Here is a 17,053-nt window from a genome sequence, read left to right as displayed (position 1 = left end):
GTGTGTGTTTCTCCCTGTGATGGTTGTTTGTCTGGAAGTCTATCGAACTTGTGTGGTTTAGCTAGCGGTTAGGTTGGGGGTTGTGCTGGCAGCATCCCAGTGCCCCTCGCGGCGCAGGGCGGCTTCAAATTCGGCAAGCCCCGTCTGTACTCGAAGAACGTCTTCGTCCGTGCCCATGAGCTCAAACCTATATAGATAAGGAACGTTGCATTTCGCCGCGATGATGTCTCCGGCTTTGCAGAAGTCGGGGCCGAAGTTGAGGTTGCCCGCGGCAATGACTCCACGCAACAAATCTCGGTTGGGTTTGTGGTTCAGGAAGCGGATGACTTGCTTAGGCACGGGACGACTAAAATCGCCTGTCATTCCGGCCCCTCCGCCGTAGGTCGGCACGATAAGCACATGCGGTTCGTCGACGTGAAGGTCTCCCTCGGTTCGACGCAGCGGTATGCGCCGGGCGGGCAGACCCAACTTGGCCACGAATCGGTGCGTATTCTCCGTGGTTGAAGAGAAGTAGGTGATGAGCATCAGACCGTTCCTTCGGGTGAATCTTTAGTGGGCGACTGTGTGGGCGATTGTGCGATGGGGCGGGTCATCTCAGCACGGGGCGTCCAGCGGAGGAATTGCGGCACGCAGGCCACCGCGATGAGGGTTCCCACGATCACCCCTACCCCACCAATCCAGGTGACCGTTCCGGCTCCAGCATGGGTGCCACCCCAGCCGTGGATAATGTCGGCGATCCTAGGGCCTCCCACCACCACAACAATGAACACCCCTTGGAGCCTGCCGCGAAGGTTATCGTCCGCGGCCTCTTGGAGCATGGTCGAGCGCAGGACGGCGCTGAACATGTCCGCCGCTCCTCCCAACGCGAAGGCGGCCAATGCCACCCATGCGAAGACATTGACGCTGCCATGGGCCTGGTTCACCGCCCAACCCATCACGACGATGGATGCTCCCCAGATGAGCACGCTGATCGTCACACCGAGTCCGCGTCGAGCAATCGCCACGATGCGGCCGGAGAAGACCCCGCCGATCACGGCGCCGAAGGGAAGGGCGGCGAACAACAGCGCGTACATGATGCCTCCTTCGGCCGGCTCGCCGAAGTCCACGTGGGACATCTGGGGAATGAGCGCGCGGGGCTGACCGAAGATCATCGCAATGAGGTCGATGACGAACGTCATCAACAGGATGGGATGGACCCAGAGGAAAGCAAACCCGGAGAGCACGCTGGCAAATCCTGCGCGCTGTTTAGCCTCTTGCCTCGTCCCGTGCTTCGTCCCCTGCGCAATCTCTTCGGCAGACTCCGCCGCAATATCCGGATCGGGCGGCAGGTGCGGCAGCTTGTGGACCGCCCACAGCGTGGCGAACAGCGCAAGGAAATCGAGGAAGTACAGACACGAAAACCCGAGGACGGGGATGAGGCCTCCGCCCACAACAGGCCCAACGATCGCTCCTGCCTGCATGACAGTCATATTCAGCGACGTGGCCGCCGCGATATTGTCCTTCCCCACCAGCTTGGGGATGATCGCGGTGCGCGTGGGCTGATTGATGGCAAAGAAGGCCTGTTGAACAGAGAAAAGGCTCAGGATCACCCAGACGTTATCCACGCCTGCTGCCGCCTGCGCCCAAAACCCGGCTGCCGTGGCAATCAATCCGAACGTGGTGATGTGCAGCAGGAGGCGTCGATCCATGTGGTCGGCCAACGAACCACCGTACAGTCCGAAGATCACCAGGGGGACGAGACCAAACAGGCCGGCGAGACCGACGTAAGCGGAGCTTCCCGTGATGACATAGATCTGCGCGGGCACGGCAATGATGTTGAGCTGTGCGCCGATGACGGTGACGATGTTGGCTGTCCAGAGACGGCGAAAGTCCACGTGCCGCAGCGGGGTGATATCCGCGAGGAGCGAGCGCATGGACATGATGGGCCTCTGATCGGGTGGAGTTGCTTGGGTATGTGGGTTGTCTGGGTATGTGGGGTCGCGTGGCGTTGTTTGGGTTACGTGTTGTACAGAGCTGTCTGCGGTGTAACACCGAACATGACAAAGCCTCCCGCGCCATTCGACGAGGGAGGCCACGCTTGAGGGTGTGAGGTACCCTCAGCGGAGTTGTTAGGCGGCCTCGACAGCCAGGGCGCGGATGCGGTCGGGACGGAAGCCGGACCAGTGGTTTTCGCCTGCCACGACAACCGGTGCCTGCAGGTGGCCGAGAGCCATGACGTAGTCACGGGCCTCGTCATCCAGGCTGATGTCCACCATGGTGTATTCCAGACCGGCCTTATCGAGGGCCTTCTTGGTGGCGGTGCACTGGACGCAAGCGGGCTTGGTGTAAACGGTGATCATGACGGCGGGATCTCCTGGGAAAGTGTGAAACGTGGGCGTAAAAGAGCGCGAGGTGGTCGGTGTCTCACCGGCGTGTGTGACGCGCTGACTTGATTGAGAATACACATTACAAGCGTGTGAGACAACACGAAGAACCACTACATTTTGGGGTCACATCTCACCACAATCACAATATCTGGTAGTTACAAGCGAGGAATTCGCAGGTGGGCAATTCCTGACACCACAACATCTTGATCGCCGAAAAACATTCTTGTAATTTCACGGAGTTAACTTTTCTGCACCACTTCCCCAGTCGGCTCCTCGCACCAGGTTCGCTGATTTGGGAGTCGGGGAAGGCTCGGCTCCGCGACGGTCGTTACTCGGTAGGTGGCCGGAGAGGTGGTTGCGTCCGGATTCCGGATCGGTTCGGTTCGGTTCGGGCTTGGGTTTGGGGTGGTGCTCGGTGCAGGGTTGCTGTGTGCTGGTGGTCGGTCATGATGCTCGATCACTGCGGCGTCGTGGGGGTTGTGGTGGGTCGAACAGCGCCTGAACCTCCTCACTTCCCCAAGCCTGGTCCGGCACCTTGGCGCCGGGGGCCTGGCTGGCAGTGGTGGACGTATTCACCACAACCGTGTCACTCAACCGCGGGTGCGGACGCGGGCGCACGCGCGGGCCCGAACCTGAAGGTTCGGTGACCGGTGACCCAGACGGTGATGGATCTGTCTTTGGTTCAGTATCTGGTGGTGCCCCGGGCAGGTCCGGTAAGCCCTCGTGATTGTGGCGGGCTTCCCTCCAGCCGACGCGTCCGGAATCCGGATCAACCTCGGCATGGCCCATACCCACACCACCATCATGCTGATCCCTATTCATCCGATGATGCGTCCGACACAACAACGTCAAATTATCAATGGTCGTGCGTCCCCCATGGGACCAGGCTTTGATGTGGTGGACATCGCAGTCCACCGCAGCACGGTTACACCCCGGATACGCACAACACAACTGCTCAGCAACAAGCATGAGCTTCTGCTCCACCGTGGCATGCCGCTTCATCCGCGCTGAAGCAAGGGCGCGTCTGGAATCCGGATCGAGCACTACCCCCAGATCATGCTCGGCCAGGCCCAACCGGAGGATGTCGATCGGGTGTAGCCGGGCGTTGGTGTTGGTGGGAAACCACACGCTAGGTGCGTTGAGCGACTCGGCAGTGGGAGGTGTCACAGGGGCGGAGCCAGCGGCACCGCCGCCGGCACCATCACTGCTAGTAGGTAGTGTGGTGAGGTCCTTGGCCGACAGTGCCACCACCAAAGAGGCCAACCCCCGTGTGCGTGGTGCGGTGGCGGCATCAGCATCCTCGGCCCAGGTTTCCAACATCGCCATAAACACATCCGCCCGGCGTTGAGCCATGGTCCTACGGTCCTCGTCTATGTTCACCCCACGACTGCGGTCAAAGGCCGCTAGCCGTGCCGGGGACATCAGGGTTTCCAACAACGCATGCCCAGTCCTAGGTAGCACGGCGGTAACACGCACGTTGCCATGGGTGTCGGCGGGTGACCAGACGAGTGTACGTGCCCGGTAGTCAGCGGTCGGATCCACCACAGAGCTATTCAACGTCCGGACCTGATTACGCAAGGTAAGTTTCAGGTCTTCGACGGTGGTGGTGGCTGCCATGGTGGTGGCGTTGTCGAACAGGATGTGGTGATGCTCGGCATGCAGGCTGGGGTGGAGGTGTTCGAGTTCGCGGTTGATCTCAGCCAGTTTCGCATCGCTAAGCTTCCGGGCTTGTTTCCGTGCCTGTGCCTGGGCAGCCAAATGTGCTTGGTGGGCTTCGTGTGCCCGACGACGTTCGGCTAATTGGTCGGCACGGTTCTGGACAGCATCATCAGCTGAGTCTTCACCGTTGGCTGCGTCATCCTCACCGTTGGTGGTCGTCTTGTCTGCTGGTGGTTCGGGTGGTTTGTACAGGCTTATGCCAAGGTTGATCCACTGTCGTGCCTGGTACTCGGAGGTGTCCAACAACCTCGCGAGGTAGGTCGACGTCCGTGTCGTGCCCGCCGCACGGGAGATGCCCGCTTCGTGGGCAGCGTAAGCGAATGCGGCGTAGAGGGTGTCGGTGTGGCTGATGGTTGTGAGTAGGCGGATGATGTCGGCGCGGTGGGTGTGGAACAACTCGGCGGTGGGGGTGGTGAGGATATCGGTGAGCGCTGCCATGGATGCTTCGATGAGATCAACATGCGTGGTCAGATCAGCGACACTGTCGCTGTCGGTATCGTTTGTGTGTTCGTCTGCACTGATCGACTCTTTGATGTGTGGTGTGGTGGTCATGGTGACCTTCCCCCTGGATGATTCCCCTACAAAATTCCTGCTATGGTCCTGCTTTATCCGAGACACCACTTGGGATAAAACCAGATATACCTGCTAAAAGCCAGCATGTCCGGATGCTGTTTGATGTTTCCCCGTGGTGTGGCGTCCCCGTGTGGTGTTGTTGGTTTCTATAGTACAGGCGTGTGCGACATCGAACAAGAGGTTTCGGAAACAATTTCGAAAAATATTTTGTCCCCTGGTTAGGTTGAAAAGAAGCAGCGGCCGCACAAATGTCTGGGCAGGCACTACCTGCAACCACCCGGACCCAACTCGACGAACGAGAAGCTGGTGGCGTCGAACGAAAAAATCCCGCCCCCGCGACCGCTCCCCACAAGGGAAGCAGGCGCGATGAGCGGGATTGCTCAGCAGCAGGGATTAGCCCTGGCGAGCCTTGAAACGCGGATCCTTCTTGTTGATCACAAAAACCTTGCCGTGGCGACGAACAACCTGAGCGCCCGGCTTGTTCTTCAGCGACCGAAGGGACTTACGGACCTTCATCGGGCGCTCCTTTCTTCATCGACTCAAAAGTTAGCCCGGCGACACAGGACGCACGCAGCGCCTGTTCATGCCACCGGACACAAACACAAGGATTGAGTCTACCCATCACCCACGCCAAAACCAAATGGCGTTCACCGCGGTCTAGGATGAACCCATGACCTCCCTACATCACACCATCATCGCAGAACTGGGAGCCCGCCCCCAGATCGACCCGGCCGAGGAAGTCGAGCGTCGGGTGTCCTTCATCGCCGACTACCTGCGCACTACCGGCGCTCGCTCCCTCGTGCTCGGGATCTCCGGCGGACAGGACTCCACCCTGGCGGGCCGTCTCTGCCAGCTCGCGGTGGACGCCCTCAACGCCGAGGACACGGAAAACACAGAAGCCCCCTACAGCTTCATCGCCGTCCGCCTCCCCTACGGCGTCCAGGCAGATGAAGACGATGCGCAGACCGCCCTCCGGTTCATCCAGCCCAGCGAGTCCCTCGTGGTGAACATCAAAGACGCAGCAGATGCGGCGGCCGCTGCGATTGCTGAGGCATTGGGCGTCGAAAAGATCAGCGACTTCAACAAGGGCAACGTGAAAGCTCGGCAACGCATGATCGCCCAATACGCGATCGCTGGCGAGCGCCGCGGACTCGTGGTGGGCACCGACCACGCCGCAGAAGCCATCACCGGGTTCTTCACCAAACACGGCGACGGCGCAGCGGACCTCGTTCCCCTAGCCGGACTATCGAAGCGCCAGGGCGCAGCGCTGCTGCAACACCTCGGCGCGCCCGAATCCACGTGGAAAAAGGTTCCCACCGCCGACCTCGAAGAAGACCGCCCAGCACTGCCCGACGAAGAAGCGCTCGGCGTGACCTACCAGCAAATCGACAGCTACCTGGAGAGCACCGACAACGGTGACGATGTGGATGCTGGCGCCGCCGAGACCATCGAGGGACTGTGGACGCGCAGCCAGCACAAGCGGCACCTGCCCGTCACCCCAGACGACCAGTGGTGGCGGAAGTAGCGCCCGACTGCCCCCGCAACAGCTAGAAAATAAACTGATCAGCAATAAGGGCAAAGAAGCCCAGATACCACACGATCAGCACAACAAACGGCATGCCGAACGCGGAGTGCGCGACGACCTCTCCGCGTTCCCGGCGCGTCTCACGCCGCACATGCACCAAGGTCATGATGAACAGCGGCAGCATCATCGACCACACCACCATGCAGTAGGGGCACAGCGCCACGATCTTGTAAATCGCCTGGTAGGCCAGCCAGTGGACGAAGACCACGCCCAGCCCCAGGCCCACGATGGTGCAGTACCAGTACCATTTGGGGAGCTTCGCGCCCGTCGCGAGCACCACGCCCGTCGTCATCACCACGGGAAAACCGATCATGCCGATGAACGGATTGGGGAAGCCGAAGGCGGACGCCTGCTGGGAGGACATCACATCCGTGCAGGACACAATCGTGTTGATGGTGCAGGCGGGCTCGAAGTTCGGGTCGAGCATGAGCTGCAACTTGTCGTACATGATCAGCGTAGAGAAGATCAGTGCGATCGTTCCCATGATCAGCATGGCGACGCCGAAACGCTTTGTGGCCCCGAGGCCGCTGCGGTGGGCGACGGGAGGAATGGTGGTGGGCTGAGCAGTCGGCATAGTGAGCGGTGGTGTCTCCTGGTGGAACCAATGTTTTTTCAGAGTGTACCCCGCGCAGCCCCGCGCATAATAGTTCCTTATGACCAGTCTCACTGGTTTCTTAACACCTCGGTGTATCCTCGGTGGCCACATCCGCACCAACATCCGCCCCCTCTACTCCTCAACATCTTCAACCACGCCGGATTCGATCTGGGGCCTAAGAAAGGTTGTTATCTCCCGTGTCCTCCGCTAACCCCCGCATCCTGCACGTCGTCACGAACGTCGATCACTACGCCGCCAAGCCCGACCGCGCCACCGGCCTCTGGCTCTCCGAGCTCACCCACGCCTGGGATATCTTCGCCGATCGCGGGTTCGAGCAGACCATCGTCAGCCCCCGGGGCGGCTACTCCCCTATCGAGCCGCAATCGCTGAAATTCCCGTTTTTCGACGCCTCAGCCAAGGCGTGGCACTCAGACCCGAGCCAAATGGCTCTCTTGGGCACCACCTCGAAGCCAGAAGACATCGACCCCAATGACTACGACGCGATCTACTTCACCGGCGGCCACGGCGTGATGTTCGACTTCCCGGATAGCGAAGGTCTGCAGTCAATTACCCAAACCATCTGGAACAACGGCGGCGTGGTTTCCGCGGTTTGCCACGGTTACGCCGGCCTGCTCAATGCCACCGACGGCAACGGCACCCCGCTGGTCTCCGGCCGCAAGCTCACCGGCTTTTCCTGGGCTGAGGAGATCGCCGCGATGGTCTCGAAGCTGGTGCCCTACAACGTGGAGGAGGAAATCCAGAAGCGCGGGGCGAAATACTCCAAGAACATCGTGCCGTTCACCTCCAACGTTGTGGTCGACGGACGCCTTGTGACCGGCCAGAACCCCACCTCCGCCAAGGCGACCGCGACGAAGGTCGCTGAGCTCGTGACCTCTCGCGCCCAGAAATAAATGCCGCCCGGGCGGCGTTGAGGATCACCATGAGTACTTCAGAAACGTCTTCCTCCTCTTCCTCCTCCGATTCCACCACCCCACACTCCACCCCGCGCACCTCCACGCGCATCGTGTTGGCCAGCCGCCCGCATGGCGAGCCCACCCAGGACAACTTCCGCACCGAGACCGTTGAGCTCCCGGCCCCCGCTGAGCTGGGCAAGTCCGAGCTTCTCCTGGAAACGCTCTACCTTTCCCTCGATCCGTACATGCGCGGCCGGATGAGCGACGCCGAATCCTACGCCGACCCAGTAGCCATTGGTGACCCGATTGTCGGCGCTACGGTATCGCGGGTTGTGGCGTCGACGGACGAAAAGTTCACGCAAGGCGACATCGTGTTGAGCTACGGGGGTTGGCAAACCCACTCGGTTGAAAAGAGTGGCCACGTGCGCCGGCTCGATGCTGACAGCGGCCTGCCGCTCTCCACGGCGCTGGGTGTGCTGGGGATGCCCGGCTTCACCGCGTGGGCCGGTATGAACAACATCGGCCACCCGCAGGAAGGTGAGACGGTCGTGGTCGCCGCCGCCACCGGACCGGTGGGCAGCATGGTGGGCCAGATCGCGAAGCTCCACGGCGCCCGCGCAGTGGGGATCGCCGGTGGCCCAGAGAAGGTCGCTTACCTCAAGGAACTCGGGTTCGACGCCGCCATCGACCACCGTGCCGAAGACTTCACCGAGCAGCTCGCGGAGGCCACGCCGGAAGGGATCGACGTCTACTACGAAAACGTCGGCGGCAAGGTGTGGGATGCGGTGCTGCCGCGGCTCAACACGTACGCGCGTGTGCCGGTGTGCGGTTTGGTGTCCGGCTACAACGCCACCGAGCTTCCCGAGGGCCCGGATCGTTCCGGCCAGCTCATGGGCACGGTGTTGAAGAAGTCGCTGACCATCCGCGGTTTCATCCAGGCCGAGTTCGCCGACCAGATGGGCGACTTCCTCGAGGAGATGACCCCGCGCGTGCAGGACGGCTCCGTGAAGTACCGCGAAGATGTTGTGGAGGGATTGGATAACGCCGTGGATGCGTTCGTGGGCATACTCAACGGCAAGAACTTCGGCAAGCTCGTGGTGAAGGTCGCGGAGTAGACAGTGTAGATCGCGAACCTCGGGTGTCAGCGTCTCGCCCGGGGCTATACTTTGTGACATGAAACAAGGGCAGCGCGTCGGCGGTGAGCCTACCCCGGCGCGCGCCGACTGGTGGAAGATCGGCATCGCCATGTTCGCCATCGGGTTCGGGGCGAATCACTTTGCCCCGCTGCTGCCCGTCTACCGGCAGGAACTGGACTTAAGCCAGAGCAAGGTCACGTTCCTGCTGGCTATTTACATTCTGGGCCTCATCCCCGCGCTGCTGGCAGGCGGCGCCTTATCCGACCGATACGGCCGCCGTGCGGTGATGCGCCCGGCGACGATCATCTCCCTGGCAGGAACGCTGCTGCTCATGGCGTTGCCCGATAAGTTCGAGATCGTCGTGGCGCTGGGCAGGCTCGTCACCGGCGTGGCCGTGGGGCTGATGCTGTCTGCTGGTGCGTCGTGGCTCAAGGAAGTCACCGCGCTCAGCGGGGGAACTACCGAAGTGGGCGCGCGCCGGGCCACCATCGCTACCTCTGCGGGCTTCGGCTTGGGCCCGGCGTGCAGCGGCGCGCTGGCGCAGTGGGCCCCGGCGCCGCTGTACACCCCGCTGGTGGTGCACGTGGTGCTTATCGTGATCTCGGCCTTCTTGGTGTGGCGGGTTCCCGAGGCTGCCGTCGCGCCGAGCACACAGTCGGCGAGTACGCAGTCGCCGGGCACAGACCGCGGCCACGGCTGGAGCGTCAAGGCCATCATGCCGATTGTGCCCACGTTGTTCTGGGCGCCGTGGGTGTTCGGTACCGCGACCACGGCGTTCGCCACCCTCAATACTTTTGCCCTTGACGAGGTGAGCGTACCCATCGCGTTCACCGGACTCATGGCCACCACCGCGATGGGCAGTGGTGTGGCCGTGCAACCCCTCGCCACGAGGGCGATTACCCGTTCGGGGCGGCCACCCGCGCGGGTGGGGTTGCTCCTCGCCGCTGCGGGCATGCTGCTGGGAACGTTCGTGGTGTGGACTCACTCCCCCGCCCTCGCGCTCGTGGCGGCGGTGGTGCTGGGCAGCGCCTACGGCACGCTCATGGTCTCCGGGTTATTCACCGTCCAGCGGGCGGCCCACCGCGATGACCTGGGCCGACTCACGGCGGTGTACTACTCGTTTACCTACCTGGGGTTCTTCGCGCCCTTCGTTATTTCCGTGCTGTCCAAGGTGGCGCCCCAGCAGTACGTGATGATGTTCGGCATGGTGGTGGCGCTGCTCACTGCCTTGGCGACCGCCCTTGCCGGGCTCAGTCCTCGTCGTGCTCCTCGTGCTCGCCGCCGATTGCGATAGCGAGGAAGGTCCGCATGGCGGCGTCGAGTTTAGGCTCGGTGAGCAGCTTGGTGGAAGTGTTGCGCTGTGACGGGTGATAACAGCCCACGACGGTGAGCGGACCCCAACCGGTCGTGACGGTCGCTGTGACGTTGTGGCCGAACTTCGGGCGCGGGGAGATACCCTCCCAGCCGAGTGCAGCGCCGGCCTGGAACACGCTGGTCCAGCCAATCTGCCCGAGCGCGAGGATGGCGACGGGGCGGATCATGCTCAGCTCAGTGCTAAACCAGGTGCGGCACGTCGCCTTCTCCTCGGTGGTGGGTTTGTTGTGCGGCGGGGCGCAGTGCACGGGTGGGACCACGCGGGCTGCGGTGATCTCCATGCCGTCGCCGGCGGCGATGGACTCCTCGCGAGTGCAGGCCCCGGCCTTGTAGAGGGCGCGGTAAAGCCATCGACCTGCGGGGTCGCCGGTGAAGTTGCGGCCCGTGCGGTTGCTGCCGTGCGCGGATGGCGCAAGACCCACGATGACCCTACGCGCGTCGGGGTTGCCGAAGCTGGGCACCGGGCGGGACCAATAGGGCTGATCGGCAAACGCCGCGCGTTTGTGTACCGCCAATGACTGCCGCCAGTCGACCAGCCTGTCGCAGACCGAGCACACGGAGATGGCGGCCTCAAGCTCGGTGAGGTCGCCGTGCGAGCGGGCCTGATCGGCGCGGGCAGCGATGTCCTCGGCGGTGTGGCACACGGGCGTATTCGCGGTTGCCGGGTCGCCAGGCCAGCCGGTGCCCGGCGGCACGGGAGAGTCGAACAGGTCGCCTGTGATGGGGTGCGGCAGGGGTGTGGGATGCGGGGCAGTCATGTGATTAGGGCGCAGGCTTACTTGAAAATGTCCCAGAGGCTGAACGTGGTGCGCTTGTACACCGCGTTGCGGGCCGCGCGCTTCGGATCCTTGACCCAGCCCATGCCTGGCTTGCCGTACCCAGGGATGAGCTTGCGCTTGACCGCCCTTTTCGCCCGCCCCGTGGTGCGAGCCTTGAGGGACTTCATGGGGCTGGGGGTGCGCATTCCGATCTTCATGTCAGCCACGCTACCAGCCGGAACGCGCGCCTAGCCGAGAATGTCTCGCACCAGCTTTGCAGCGGCCTGGCCAGAAGCGATCGCGCCGTCGGTGGAGGCGTTGCCGAACTGGTCGCCGCACATCACTGCCCGTTCGCTTCTTTGGGCTTCAACGCCACCAGGCTCCCCCGGCGCCACAGCCGGCAGGGTGTCTGGCACATCGTGCGTGGCCAGCAGTGTCCACGAGCTCGGATCCACGCCGAAGATCTCGCCGAGTTGTCGGCGGGTATCGGCCTCACTGGGATCGGCGCCATCCGTCAGCGTCAGTGCGGCGATGAGATGCTTGCCGTCTGGGGTGTACTCGGGTGCGGCGTTGCTCACCACGCAGGCGGTAGCGATGGGACCGTGCTCGCCGGCCTGGCCGCGGCCGTCGACGTGGACGGCCGCGGTATCACTGGGTGCTTCGTCTGCGGCGAACCAGAACGTGCGGGTGCCGTGCATCTGCGGCTGGGACTTGCCCATGAGGGCTGCGGACTGTTCCAGTCCGGCCGCAACGACAACGGCCTTGGCCTGCAGTGACGTGTCTCCCAGCCACACGGTTGCGCTGGTGGTGTCTACGCCGGTGACGCGCTGGTTGAGACGCACGTCGAGCCCCTCGGCCATGATGCGTGGAAGGGTACGCATGCCGCCGCTGGGGAGCCCGGGTGTTCCCGCCACGAATTTGGAGATGAGCCAGGCGACGTGGCGGAAGGATGTGCTGCCTTCGCGCTCTCCCACCACCCCGGAAAGGAATGGGTCCACCACATGGCGGCGCAGCGGGCCGGTGAACCCGGCCTTGTCGAAGGCCTCGGCTCGCGTGGTGTCCTTGCCGGTTAGCTTGGTGAGCAGGCGGAAGGCGGCGAGGTCGTTCTTGCTCATCAGCCCGGATGTCAGCATCTTTGGCAGCGCTTGCGGGCGGCGGGTGGGATCAACTAGTTCCACGAGGTCATTGTCCGTGCGCACTCGCACCGCGCGGGGGAAGGCCCGGATGCCCAAGCGATCCACGTCAATGCTGGAGCTCAGGTGGCGGTAGGCAGGGTTGAGGATCTGAAAACCTCGGTCCACCAAGAAGCCATCGACCTCCTCCGTGGTGATGCGTCCGCCGATGTGCCCTTCGGATTCGAGGACGATGACCGTCCGCCCTTGGCTCTGCAGCTCGCGGGCGGCCGCTAGGCCGGCGACTCCGGCGCCCACGACGATGACGTCGGCTGTGTTTGCCGTGGATGTGGTGTCTGTGGTGCTCATGCGCATACTCCCTTCGGTCCGGCTTATAGCTCGACCGTGCCGCTGTCACCGCTGGGCCGGTCACCGGATTCACCAGATTTACCGGCGATAATGTCCTTGATCAGCCCCACAGCCAGCGCGGGCTTGGAGGGGCTATCCCAGTACTGGGCGGATTCGCCGTGGATGACGAGCAGGACCTTGTTGGTGTTATCCGGAGTCTCGTCCTTCGTAGAGAACGCCTCGGTGCCCGGTCCCCACAGCTCCTCGAGCTTCTGCTTATCCTCGCGGATCTCGCCGCGGCCCGCGACCGAGACGAAGGACATGTCCTTGGTGAACCCGAGATTGACCTGGGAGCCATCGGCCTGCTGGGCGGCGTCGCCATCCTTTGGAACGATGAAGATGATGTCGCCATCGTCGGTGACTTCTTGGACAGTCATGGGGCGGGACACCATGGCCCCGTGCTCGTCCGTGGTGGTGATCATCGCGAAGCGGGACTTCTCGATGAGCTCGCGGACCGTCTTCCGCTGCCCGGCTTGCTCGGCGTAATCAGTGTGGTCAGCGTGGCCCGAGTGGTTGTGGTGGTCTGGTGATTGCTGTTTCGTGGTCATGCGCCCCATCCTAACCACGTTTGCCCCGGGCCCTTCGCTGCTTGGCCCCTACGCCTGTGCCATCACCACGTCGCGCAGCACACCCAGCGGCAGCGTGCCCTCGCGCAGCGCGAGGCGGTGGAACTCCTTGAGCTCGCCGGGACGTGCCGCCAGGAACTCGTCGCGGAGCTGCTCCCACAGCCTCTGCCCCACCTTGTACGAGGGCGCCTGGCCGGGCCAGCCCAGGTAACGATCCACCTCGAAGCGCAGGAAGCCATCGGCCATCGCGGTGTTGTCCTTCATGAACTGCCAGGCATAGTCGGCGTCCCAGACCCCGCCCTCGGGCGTCTTCTTGCCGAGGTGCACTCCGATATCCAGAACGACACGGGCGGCGCGGAGCCTTTGGCCGTCGAGCATGCCCATCCGATAACCCGCATCGGGGAGGAACCCGAGCTCATCCATGAGCCGCTCCGCGTACAGTGCCCAGCCCTCAGCGTGGCCGGAGTTGAAGCACATTTGGCGGCGCCAGCGGTTGAGGTGCTCCGCCTCGAAGATCTGCTGACCGAGCTGCAGGTGATGGCCGGGCACGCCCTCGTGGTAGACGGTGGTCAGTTCCTGCCAGGTGTTGAAGGTGTCCTCACCTTCGGGCACGGACCACCACATCCGCCCTGGTCGCTTGAAGTCCGCGGAGGGCTCTGTGTAGAAGATGCCGCCCGTGCCGGCCTTGTCGATGCAGCATTCAATGCGTTCGACGGGCGCGGGGATATCGAAGTACACGCCGTTCATGCGGTCGATCACACTGTCGGCGGTCTGCTGCATCCATTGTTGTAGAGCGTCGACGCCGCGAAGTTGGTACGCCGGATCGGCATTGAGGCGCTCGAACGCTTCCGCTGGGCTGGTGCCCGCACCGTAGAGCTCGGCGGCGCAGACCCGTTGTTCGCTGATGAGGCGGTTGAGTTCCTCCAATCCCCATTCGTAGGTTTCGTCGAGGTCAATGCGGTGCCCCACCCACAGGTGGCTGGCGACCGTGTAGCGCTCGCGGCCTACGCCATCGGTGCTGGTGGCGTGCGGGGCGATCTTGGTGCTGAGGAAGGTGGCGAGGTCGGCGGCGGCCTGCTTTCCAGCGGCGATCTGATCGGCGGTAGCGTGAGCCTCGGCGCCGTAGATGTCGAGGACGGAGCGCTCGGCGGCCATGGCTGTGAGCTGCTCGATACCAAGGCGGACCTGGCGCTCGGCGGGGACGAGACCGCGCTTTATGCCCTCGGCGAGGGTTTGCGCGTATCCGCGGTAGGCCTCGCCGATGCGTTCGATGCGCGAGGCCAGGTTGGATTTGCCCTGGTCAGTGGTGGCGTCGGTTTGGGCGAGGGTGTCGCGGACGGCTTGGATGGGGCTGGCGATGTTGTTGACATCGCGATAGGCCTCGCCGAGTTCATGGCGCTGCAGTTCCACGCCGAGCCGGTCCAGCATGGCTGCCTTGGTGATGGCCTCGCCGGCGTCGGTGGGCTCGGTGTTGCGGAGCTGCTCGATGGTGCCCTGTGCGAGGTCGGCTGCGGCTTGCACACCCTCCGGGGAGTAGTCGCTCCATCGGTCTTGGTCCTGCTCGAGGCCCAGTGAGGTTGCGAACTCGGGAGACAGTGCGACGGATGCGTCGACGAACTCATCTGCGATCTTGTTGATACCCATGGGGTACAGATTAGAGGAGTGTAAGACGGTGGCGGCGGAGGGAGTGAGAGGTTCAGGGATGTCTCGTTTTCTTCCGACGCCACCAGCCCGTTTTTTGTTGGGTTGGGCGCGGGTGATTGCAGGTAGTGCCTGCTCAGGCACCGTGCGCGATCCGCATCTCGTGCGCCCACATGACCTCCATCTAGACAGAGCGGCCGAATATTTTTCGAAAATGTTCCCGAAACCACTTGTTCGATGTCGCACACGCCTGTACTATAAGAGGCAACAACACCACACGGGGGCACCACACCACGGGGAAACACCAAGCCCAGCTCGGATATGCCGGTTTTTCAGCAGGAATATCGGATTGTATTCCAGACCAAATCAGGGACCACAACAGGGGAATCATCGGGGAACCACCATCATGACCACCACACCACACACCACAGCGCCAACCAATACAGACGAACACACAAACGATACCGCTAGTGACTTAACTACTCATGTTGATGTCATCGAAGCATCCATGGCCACGGTCACCGACATCCTCACCACACCCACCGCCGAGCTATTCCACACCCACCGCACCGACATCATCCGCCTGTTGAAAACCATCAGCCACACCGACACCCTGTACGCCGCATTCGCTTACGCCGCCCACGAAGCGGGCATCTCCCGCGCGGCGGGCACGACACGAACCTCGACCTACCTCGCCAGATTGTTGGACACCTCCGAATACCAAGCACGACAGTGGATCAACCTCGGGATAAGCCTGTACAAACCACCCGAACCACCAACAGATAACACTGATGGTGCAGACACCGCCGAAAACACCGCCAACAATGACGACGATGGTGATGGTGCTGCCCAGAACCGTGCCGACCAATTAGCCGAACGCCGCCGAGCACACGAAGCCCACCAAGCACACCTCGCCGCCCAAGCACAAGCACGCAAACAAGCCCGGAAGCTTAGCGATGCGAAACTGGCGGAGATCAACCGCGAACTCGAACACCTCCACCCCAGCCTGCACACCGAGCATCACCACATCCTGTTCGACAACGCCACCACCATGGCAACCACCACCACCGTCGACGACCTCAAACTCCACCTGCGCACCCAAGTCCGCACGTTGAATAGCAGCGTGGTGGATCCGACCGCTGACTACCGGGCACGCAAACTCCTCTGGTCACCCGCCGACACCCACGGCAACATCCGCCTCACCGCCGTGCTCCCCCGCACCGGGCACGCGTTGTTGGAAACACTGATGTCCCCAGCACGGCTAGCAGCGTTCGATCGCAGTCGTGGGGTGAACACGGACGAGGACCGTAGAACCATGGCTCAACGCCGGGCGGATATGTTCATGTCCATGCTGGAAACCTGGGCTGCGGATGCTGACGCCGCCACCGCACCACGCACACGAGGGCTTGCCTCTTTGGTGGTGGCGATGTCCGCGAAAGACCTCACCACACTGCCCACCAACACCACTGATGCTGATGCGGACCCTGGCGTGAAAGCCAGCCCCACGATCCAAGCTGAATCCGGAGCACCTGCCACCAGCAGCACCACTGGCTCCCCACCACCGGTATCCGGAGAGTCACTGAACACGCCTAGTGTGTGGTTTCCCACGAACACCAACGCCCGGCTGCACCCGATCGATATCCTCCGACTGGGTCTGGCTGAGCATGATCTGGGGGTAGTGCTCGATCCGGATTCCGGACGCGCCCTTGCTTCAGCGCGGATGAAGCGGCATGCCACGGTGGAGCAGAAGCTCATGCTTGTTGCTGAGCAGTTGTGTTGTGCGTATCCGGGGTGTAACCGGGCTGCGGTGGACTGCGATGTCCACCACATCAAAGCCTGGTCCCATGGGGGACGCACGAGCATTGATAATTTGACGTTGTTGTGTCGGGCTCATCATCGGATGAACCGTGATCAGCATGATGGTGGTGTGGGTATGGGCCATGCTGAGGTTGATCCGGAATCCGGACGCGTCGGCTGGAGGGAAGCCCGTCACAACCACGAGGGCTTACCGGATCTGCCTGGCACACCACCACCAACAACCCCAGCGCCGACCGATCCATCCTCACCCGGATCACCGTCCCCCGAACCCTCAGGGTCGGACACGCGCGTGCGCCCGCGTCCGCATCCTCGGTTGAGTGACACGGTTGTGGTCAATACGTCCACCACCGCCAGCCAAGCCCCCGGAGCCAAGGTGCCGGACCAGGACTGGGGCAGCACGGAGGTCCAGGCACTATTCGACCCACCACAACCACAGTCCCCAGAACACCACGGTGATCGAGCATCATGACCAACCACCGGCACCGAGC

16 protein-coding genes are annotated in these 17,053 nt (G+C 62.8%); 5 read left to right on the top strand and 11 right to left on the bottom strand.

Annotated features, from left to right (window positions below; all coding sequences use genetic code 11):
• Positions 1 to 57: 57 nt before the first annotated feature.
• The 5 genes from nrdI to ykgO form a co-directional block, all read right to left on the bottom strand.
• Positions 58 to 525: a class Ib ribonucleoside-diphosphate reductase assembly flavoprotein NrdI gene (nrdI, locus tag LA343_RS04845; RefSeq protein ID WP_025402227.1), complete on the bottom strand. Its 468-nt coding sequence runs from the start codon at positions 523 to 525 to the stop codon at positions 58 to 60.
• Positions 525 to 1,913 carry an MFS transporter gene (locus LA343_RS04840; protein ID WP_025402226.1) on the bottom strand — a complete coding sequence of 463 codons (1,389 nt, stop codon included), beginning with the start codon at positions 1,911 to 1,913 and terminating at the stop codon, positions 525 to 527. The genes nrdI and LA343_RS04840 overlap by 1 nt, the downstream gene beginning before the upstream one ends.
• A 195-nt stretch (positions 1,914 to 2,108) precedes the next feature.
• Complete coding sequence (nrdH, locus tag LA343_RS04835; protein ID WP_025402225.1) at positions 2,109 to 2,339, bottom strand: glutaredoxin-like protein NrdH; 231 nt, start codon at positions 2,337 to 2,339, stop codon at positions 2,109 to 2,111.
• A 471-nt stretch (positions 2,340 to 2,810) separates the two neighbouring features.
• Positions 2,811 to 4,637: an HNH endonuclease signature motif containing protein gene (locus LA343_RS04830; RefSeq protein ID WP_025402224.1), complete on the bottom strand. Its 1,827-nt coding sequence runs from the start codon at positions 4,635 to 4,637 to the stop codon at positions 2,811 to 2,813.
• Between the two features lie 414 nt (positions 4,638 to 5,051).
• The gene (ykgO, locus tag LA343_RS04825; RefSeq protein ID WP_012732041.1) at positions 5,052 to 5,174 is read right to left on the bottom strand and encodes a type B 50S ribosomal protein L36; all 123 of its coding nucleotides are present in this window, start codon (positions 5,172 to 5,174) and stop codon (positions 5,052 to 5,054) included.
• Between the two features lie 154 nt (positions 5,175 to 5,328).
• Between ykgO and nadE the strand changes: the two genes are divergently transcribed.
• Positions 5,329 to 6,183 (top strand): NAD(+) synthase, encoded by an 855-nt coding sequence (nadE, locus tag LA343_RS04820; protein ID WP_025402223.1) that lies wholly within the window; start codon positions 5,329 to 5,331, stop codon positions 6,181 to 6,183.
• 22 nt (positions 6,184 to 6,205) lie between these two features.
• Here the strand turns inward: nadE and LA343_RS04815 are convergent, their stop codons facing one another.
• Complete coding sequence (locus tag LA343_RS04815; RefSeq protein ID WP_025402222.1) at positions 6,206 to 6,817, bottom strand: vitamin K epoxide reductase family protein; 612 nt, start codon at positions 6,815 to 6,817, stop codon at positions 6,206 to 6,208.
• Between the two features lie 218 nt (positions 6,818 to 7,035).
• On the opposite strand from LA343_RS04815, the gene LA343_RS04810 reads away from it, so the two are divergent.
• The 3 genes from LA343_RS04810 to LA343_RS04800 are packed head-to-tail and all read left to right on the top strand — an operon-like array spanning position 7,036 to position 10,182.
• Entirely contained in the window at positions 7,036 to 7,749 is a 714-nt protein-coding gene (locus tag LA343_RS04810; RefSeq protein ID WP_025402221.1) for a type 1 glutamine amidotransferase domain-containing protein, read from the top strand.
• Between the two features lie 29 nt (positions 7,750 to 7,778).
• Positions 7,779 to 8,867: an NADP-dependent oxidoreductase gene (locus LA343_RS04805; protein ID WP_025402220.1), complete on the top strand. Its 1,089-nt coding sequence runs from the start codon at positions 7,779 to 7,781 to the stop codon at positions 8,865 to 8,867.
• A 58-nt stretch (positions 8,868 to 8,925) separates the two neighbouring features.
• Entirely contained in the window at positions 8,926 to 10,182 is a 1,257-nt protein-coding gene (locus LA343_RS04800; protein WP_025402219.1) for an MFS transporter, read from the top strand.
• On the opposite strand, the gene LA343_RS04795 is transcribed toward LA343_RS04800, so the two are convergent.
• From LA343_RS04795 to LA343_RS04775, 5 genes are read right to left on the bottom strand one after another with little or no spacing between them, the layout of a single operon-like run.
• Positions 10,139 to 11,020, bottom strand: a complete 882-nt coding sequence (locus LA343_RS04795) for a uracil-DNA glycosylase (protein WP_025402218.1) — start codon at positions 11,018 to 11,020, stop codon at positions 10,139 to 10,141. The genes LA343_RS04800 and LA343_RS04795 overlap by 44 nt on opposite strands.
• Before the next feature lie 17 nt (positions 11,021 to 11,037).
• On the bottom strand, positions 11,038 to 11,238 hold the full coding sequence (locus LA343_RS04790; RefSeq protein ID WP_025402217.1) for a hypothetical protein: 201 nt from the start codon (positions 11,236 to 11,238) through the stop codon (positions 11,038 to 11,040).
• A gap of 30 nt (positions 11,239 to 11,268) precedes the next feature.
• Complete coding sequence (locus LA343_RS04785) at positions 11,269 to 12,501, bottom strand: FAD-dependent oxidoreductase (protein WP_025402216.1); 1,233 nt, start codon at positions 12,499 to 12,501, stop codon at positions 11,269 to 11,271.
• 23 nt (positions 12,502 to 12,524) lie between these two features.
• Positions 12,525 to 13,088: a pyridoxamine 5'-phosphate oxidase family protein gene (locus LA343_RS04780; RefSeq protein WP_025402215.1), complete on the bottom strand. Its 564-nt coding sequence runs from the start codon at positions 13,086 to 13,088 to the stop codon at positions 12,525 to 12,527.
• A gap of 48 nt (positions 13,089 to 13,136) precedes the next feature.
• The gene (locus LA343_RS04775) at positions 13,137 to 14,750 is read right to left on the bottom strand and encodes a DUF885 domain-containing protein (protein ID WP_025402214.1); all 1,614 of its coding nucleotides are present in this window, start codon (positions 14,748 to 14,750) and stop codon (positions 13,137 to 13,139) included.
• Positions 14,751 to 15,153: 403 nt separating this feature from the next.
• Between LA343_RS04775 and LA343_RS04770 the strand changes: the two genes are divergently transcribed.
• Positions 15,154 to 17,034, top strand: a complete 1,881-nt coding sequence (locus LA343_RS04770; RefSeq protein WP_224209221.1) for an HNH endonuclease signature motif containing protein — start codon at positions 15,154 to 15,156, stop codon at positions 17,032 to 17,034.
• The last annotated feature ends 19 nt before the right edge of the window (positions 17,035 to 17,053 follow it).

It is taken from the genome of Corynebacterium falsenii, from assembly GCF_020099275.1.
GTDB classification, from domain to species: Bacteria; Actinomycetota; Actinomycetes; order Mycobacteriales; family Mycobacteriaceae; genus Corynebacterium; species Corynebacterium falsenii.
The sequence above is the reverse complement of the archived record's forward strand: the minus strand, read 5'-3'. Positions and strand labels throughout refer to the sequence as shown.

Excerpts from the sequence above, each read along its gene's own strand:
- LA343_RS04795 (WP_025402218.1), bottom strand. The coding sequence starts at position 11,020 with ATGACTGCCCCGCATCCCACACCCCTGCCGCACCCCATCACAGGCGAC.
- nrdH (WP_025402225.1), bottom strand. The coding sequence starts at position 2,339 with ATGATCACCGTTTACACCAAGCCCGCTTGCGTCCAGTGCACCGCCACC.
- nrdI (WP_025402227.1), bottom strand. The coding sequence starts at position 525 with ATGCTCATCACCTACTTCTCTTCAACCACGGAGAATACGCACCGATTC.
- LA343_RS04785 (WP_025402216.1), bottom strand. The coding sequence starts at position 12,501 with ATGAGCACCACAGACACCACATCCACGGCAAACACAGCCGACGTCATC.
- LA343_RS04770 (WP_224209221.1), top strand. The coding sequence starts at position 15,154 with ATGACCACCACACCACACACCACAGCGCCAACCAATACAGACGAACAC.
- LA343_RS04790 (WP_025402217.1), bottom strand. The coding sequence starts at position 11,238 with ATGAAGATCGGAATGCGCACCCCCAGCCCCATGAAGTCCCTCAAGGCT.
- LA343_RS04780 (WP_025402215.1), bottom strand. The coding sequence starts at position 13,088 with ATGACCACGAAACAGCAATCACCAGACCACCACAACCACTCGGGCCAC.
- nadE (WP_025402223.1), top strand. The coding sequence starts at position 5,329 with ATGACCTCCCTACATCACACCATCATCGCAGAACTGGGAGCCCGCCCC.
- LA343_RS04775 (WP_025402214.1), bottom strand. The coding sequence starts at position 14,750 with ATGGGTATCAACAAGATCGCAGATGAGTTCGTCGACGCATCCGTCGCA.
- LA343_RS04830 (WP_025402224.1), bottom strand. The coding sequence starts at position 4,637 with ATGACCACCACACCACACATCAAAGAGTCGATCAGTGCAGACGAACAC.
- LA343_RS04840 (WP_025402226.1), bottom strand. The coding sequence starts at position 1,913 with ATGCGCTCGCTCCTCGCGGATATCACCCCGCTGCGGCACGTGGACTTT.
- LA343_RS04800 (WP_025402219.1), top strand. The coding sequence starts at position 8,926 with ATGAAACAAGGGCAGCGCGTCGGCGGTGAGCCTACCCCGGCGCGCGCC.
- LA343_RS04805 (WP_025402220.1), top strand. The coding sequence starts at position 7,779 with ATGAGTACTTCAGAAACGTCTTCCTCCTCTTCCTCCTCCGATTCCACC.
- LA343_RS04815 (WP_025402222.1), bottom strand. The coding sequence starts at position 6,817 with ATGCCGACTGCTCAGCCCACCACCATTCCTCCCGTCGCCCACCGCAGC.
- ykgO (WP_012732041.1), bottom strand. The coding sequence starts at position 5,174 with ATGAAGGTCCGTAAGTCCCTTCGGTCGCTGAAGAACAAGCCGGGCGCT.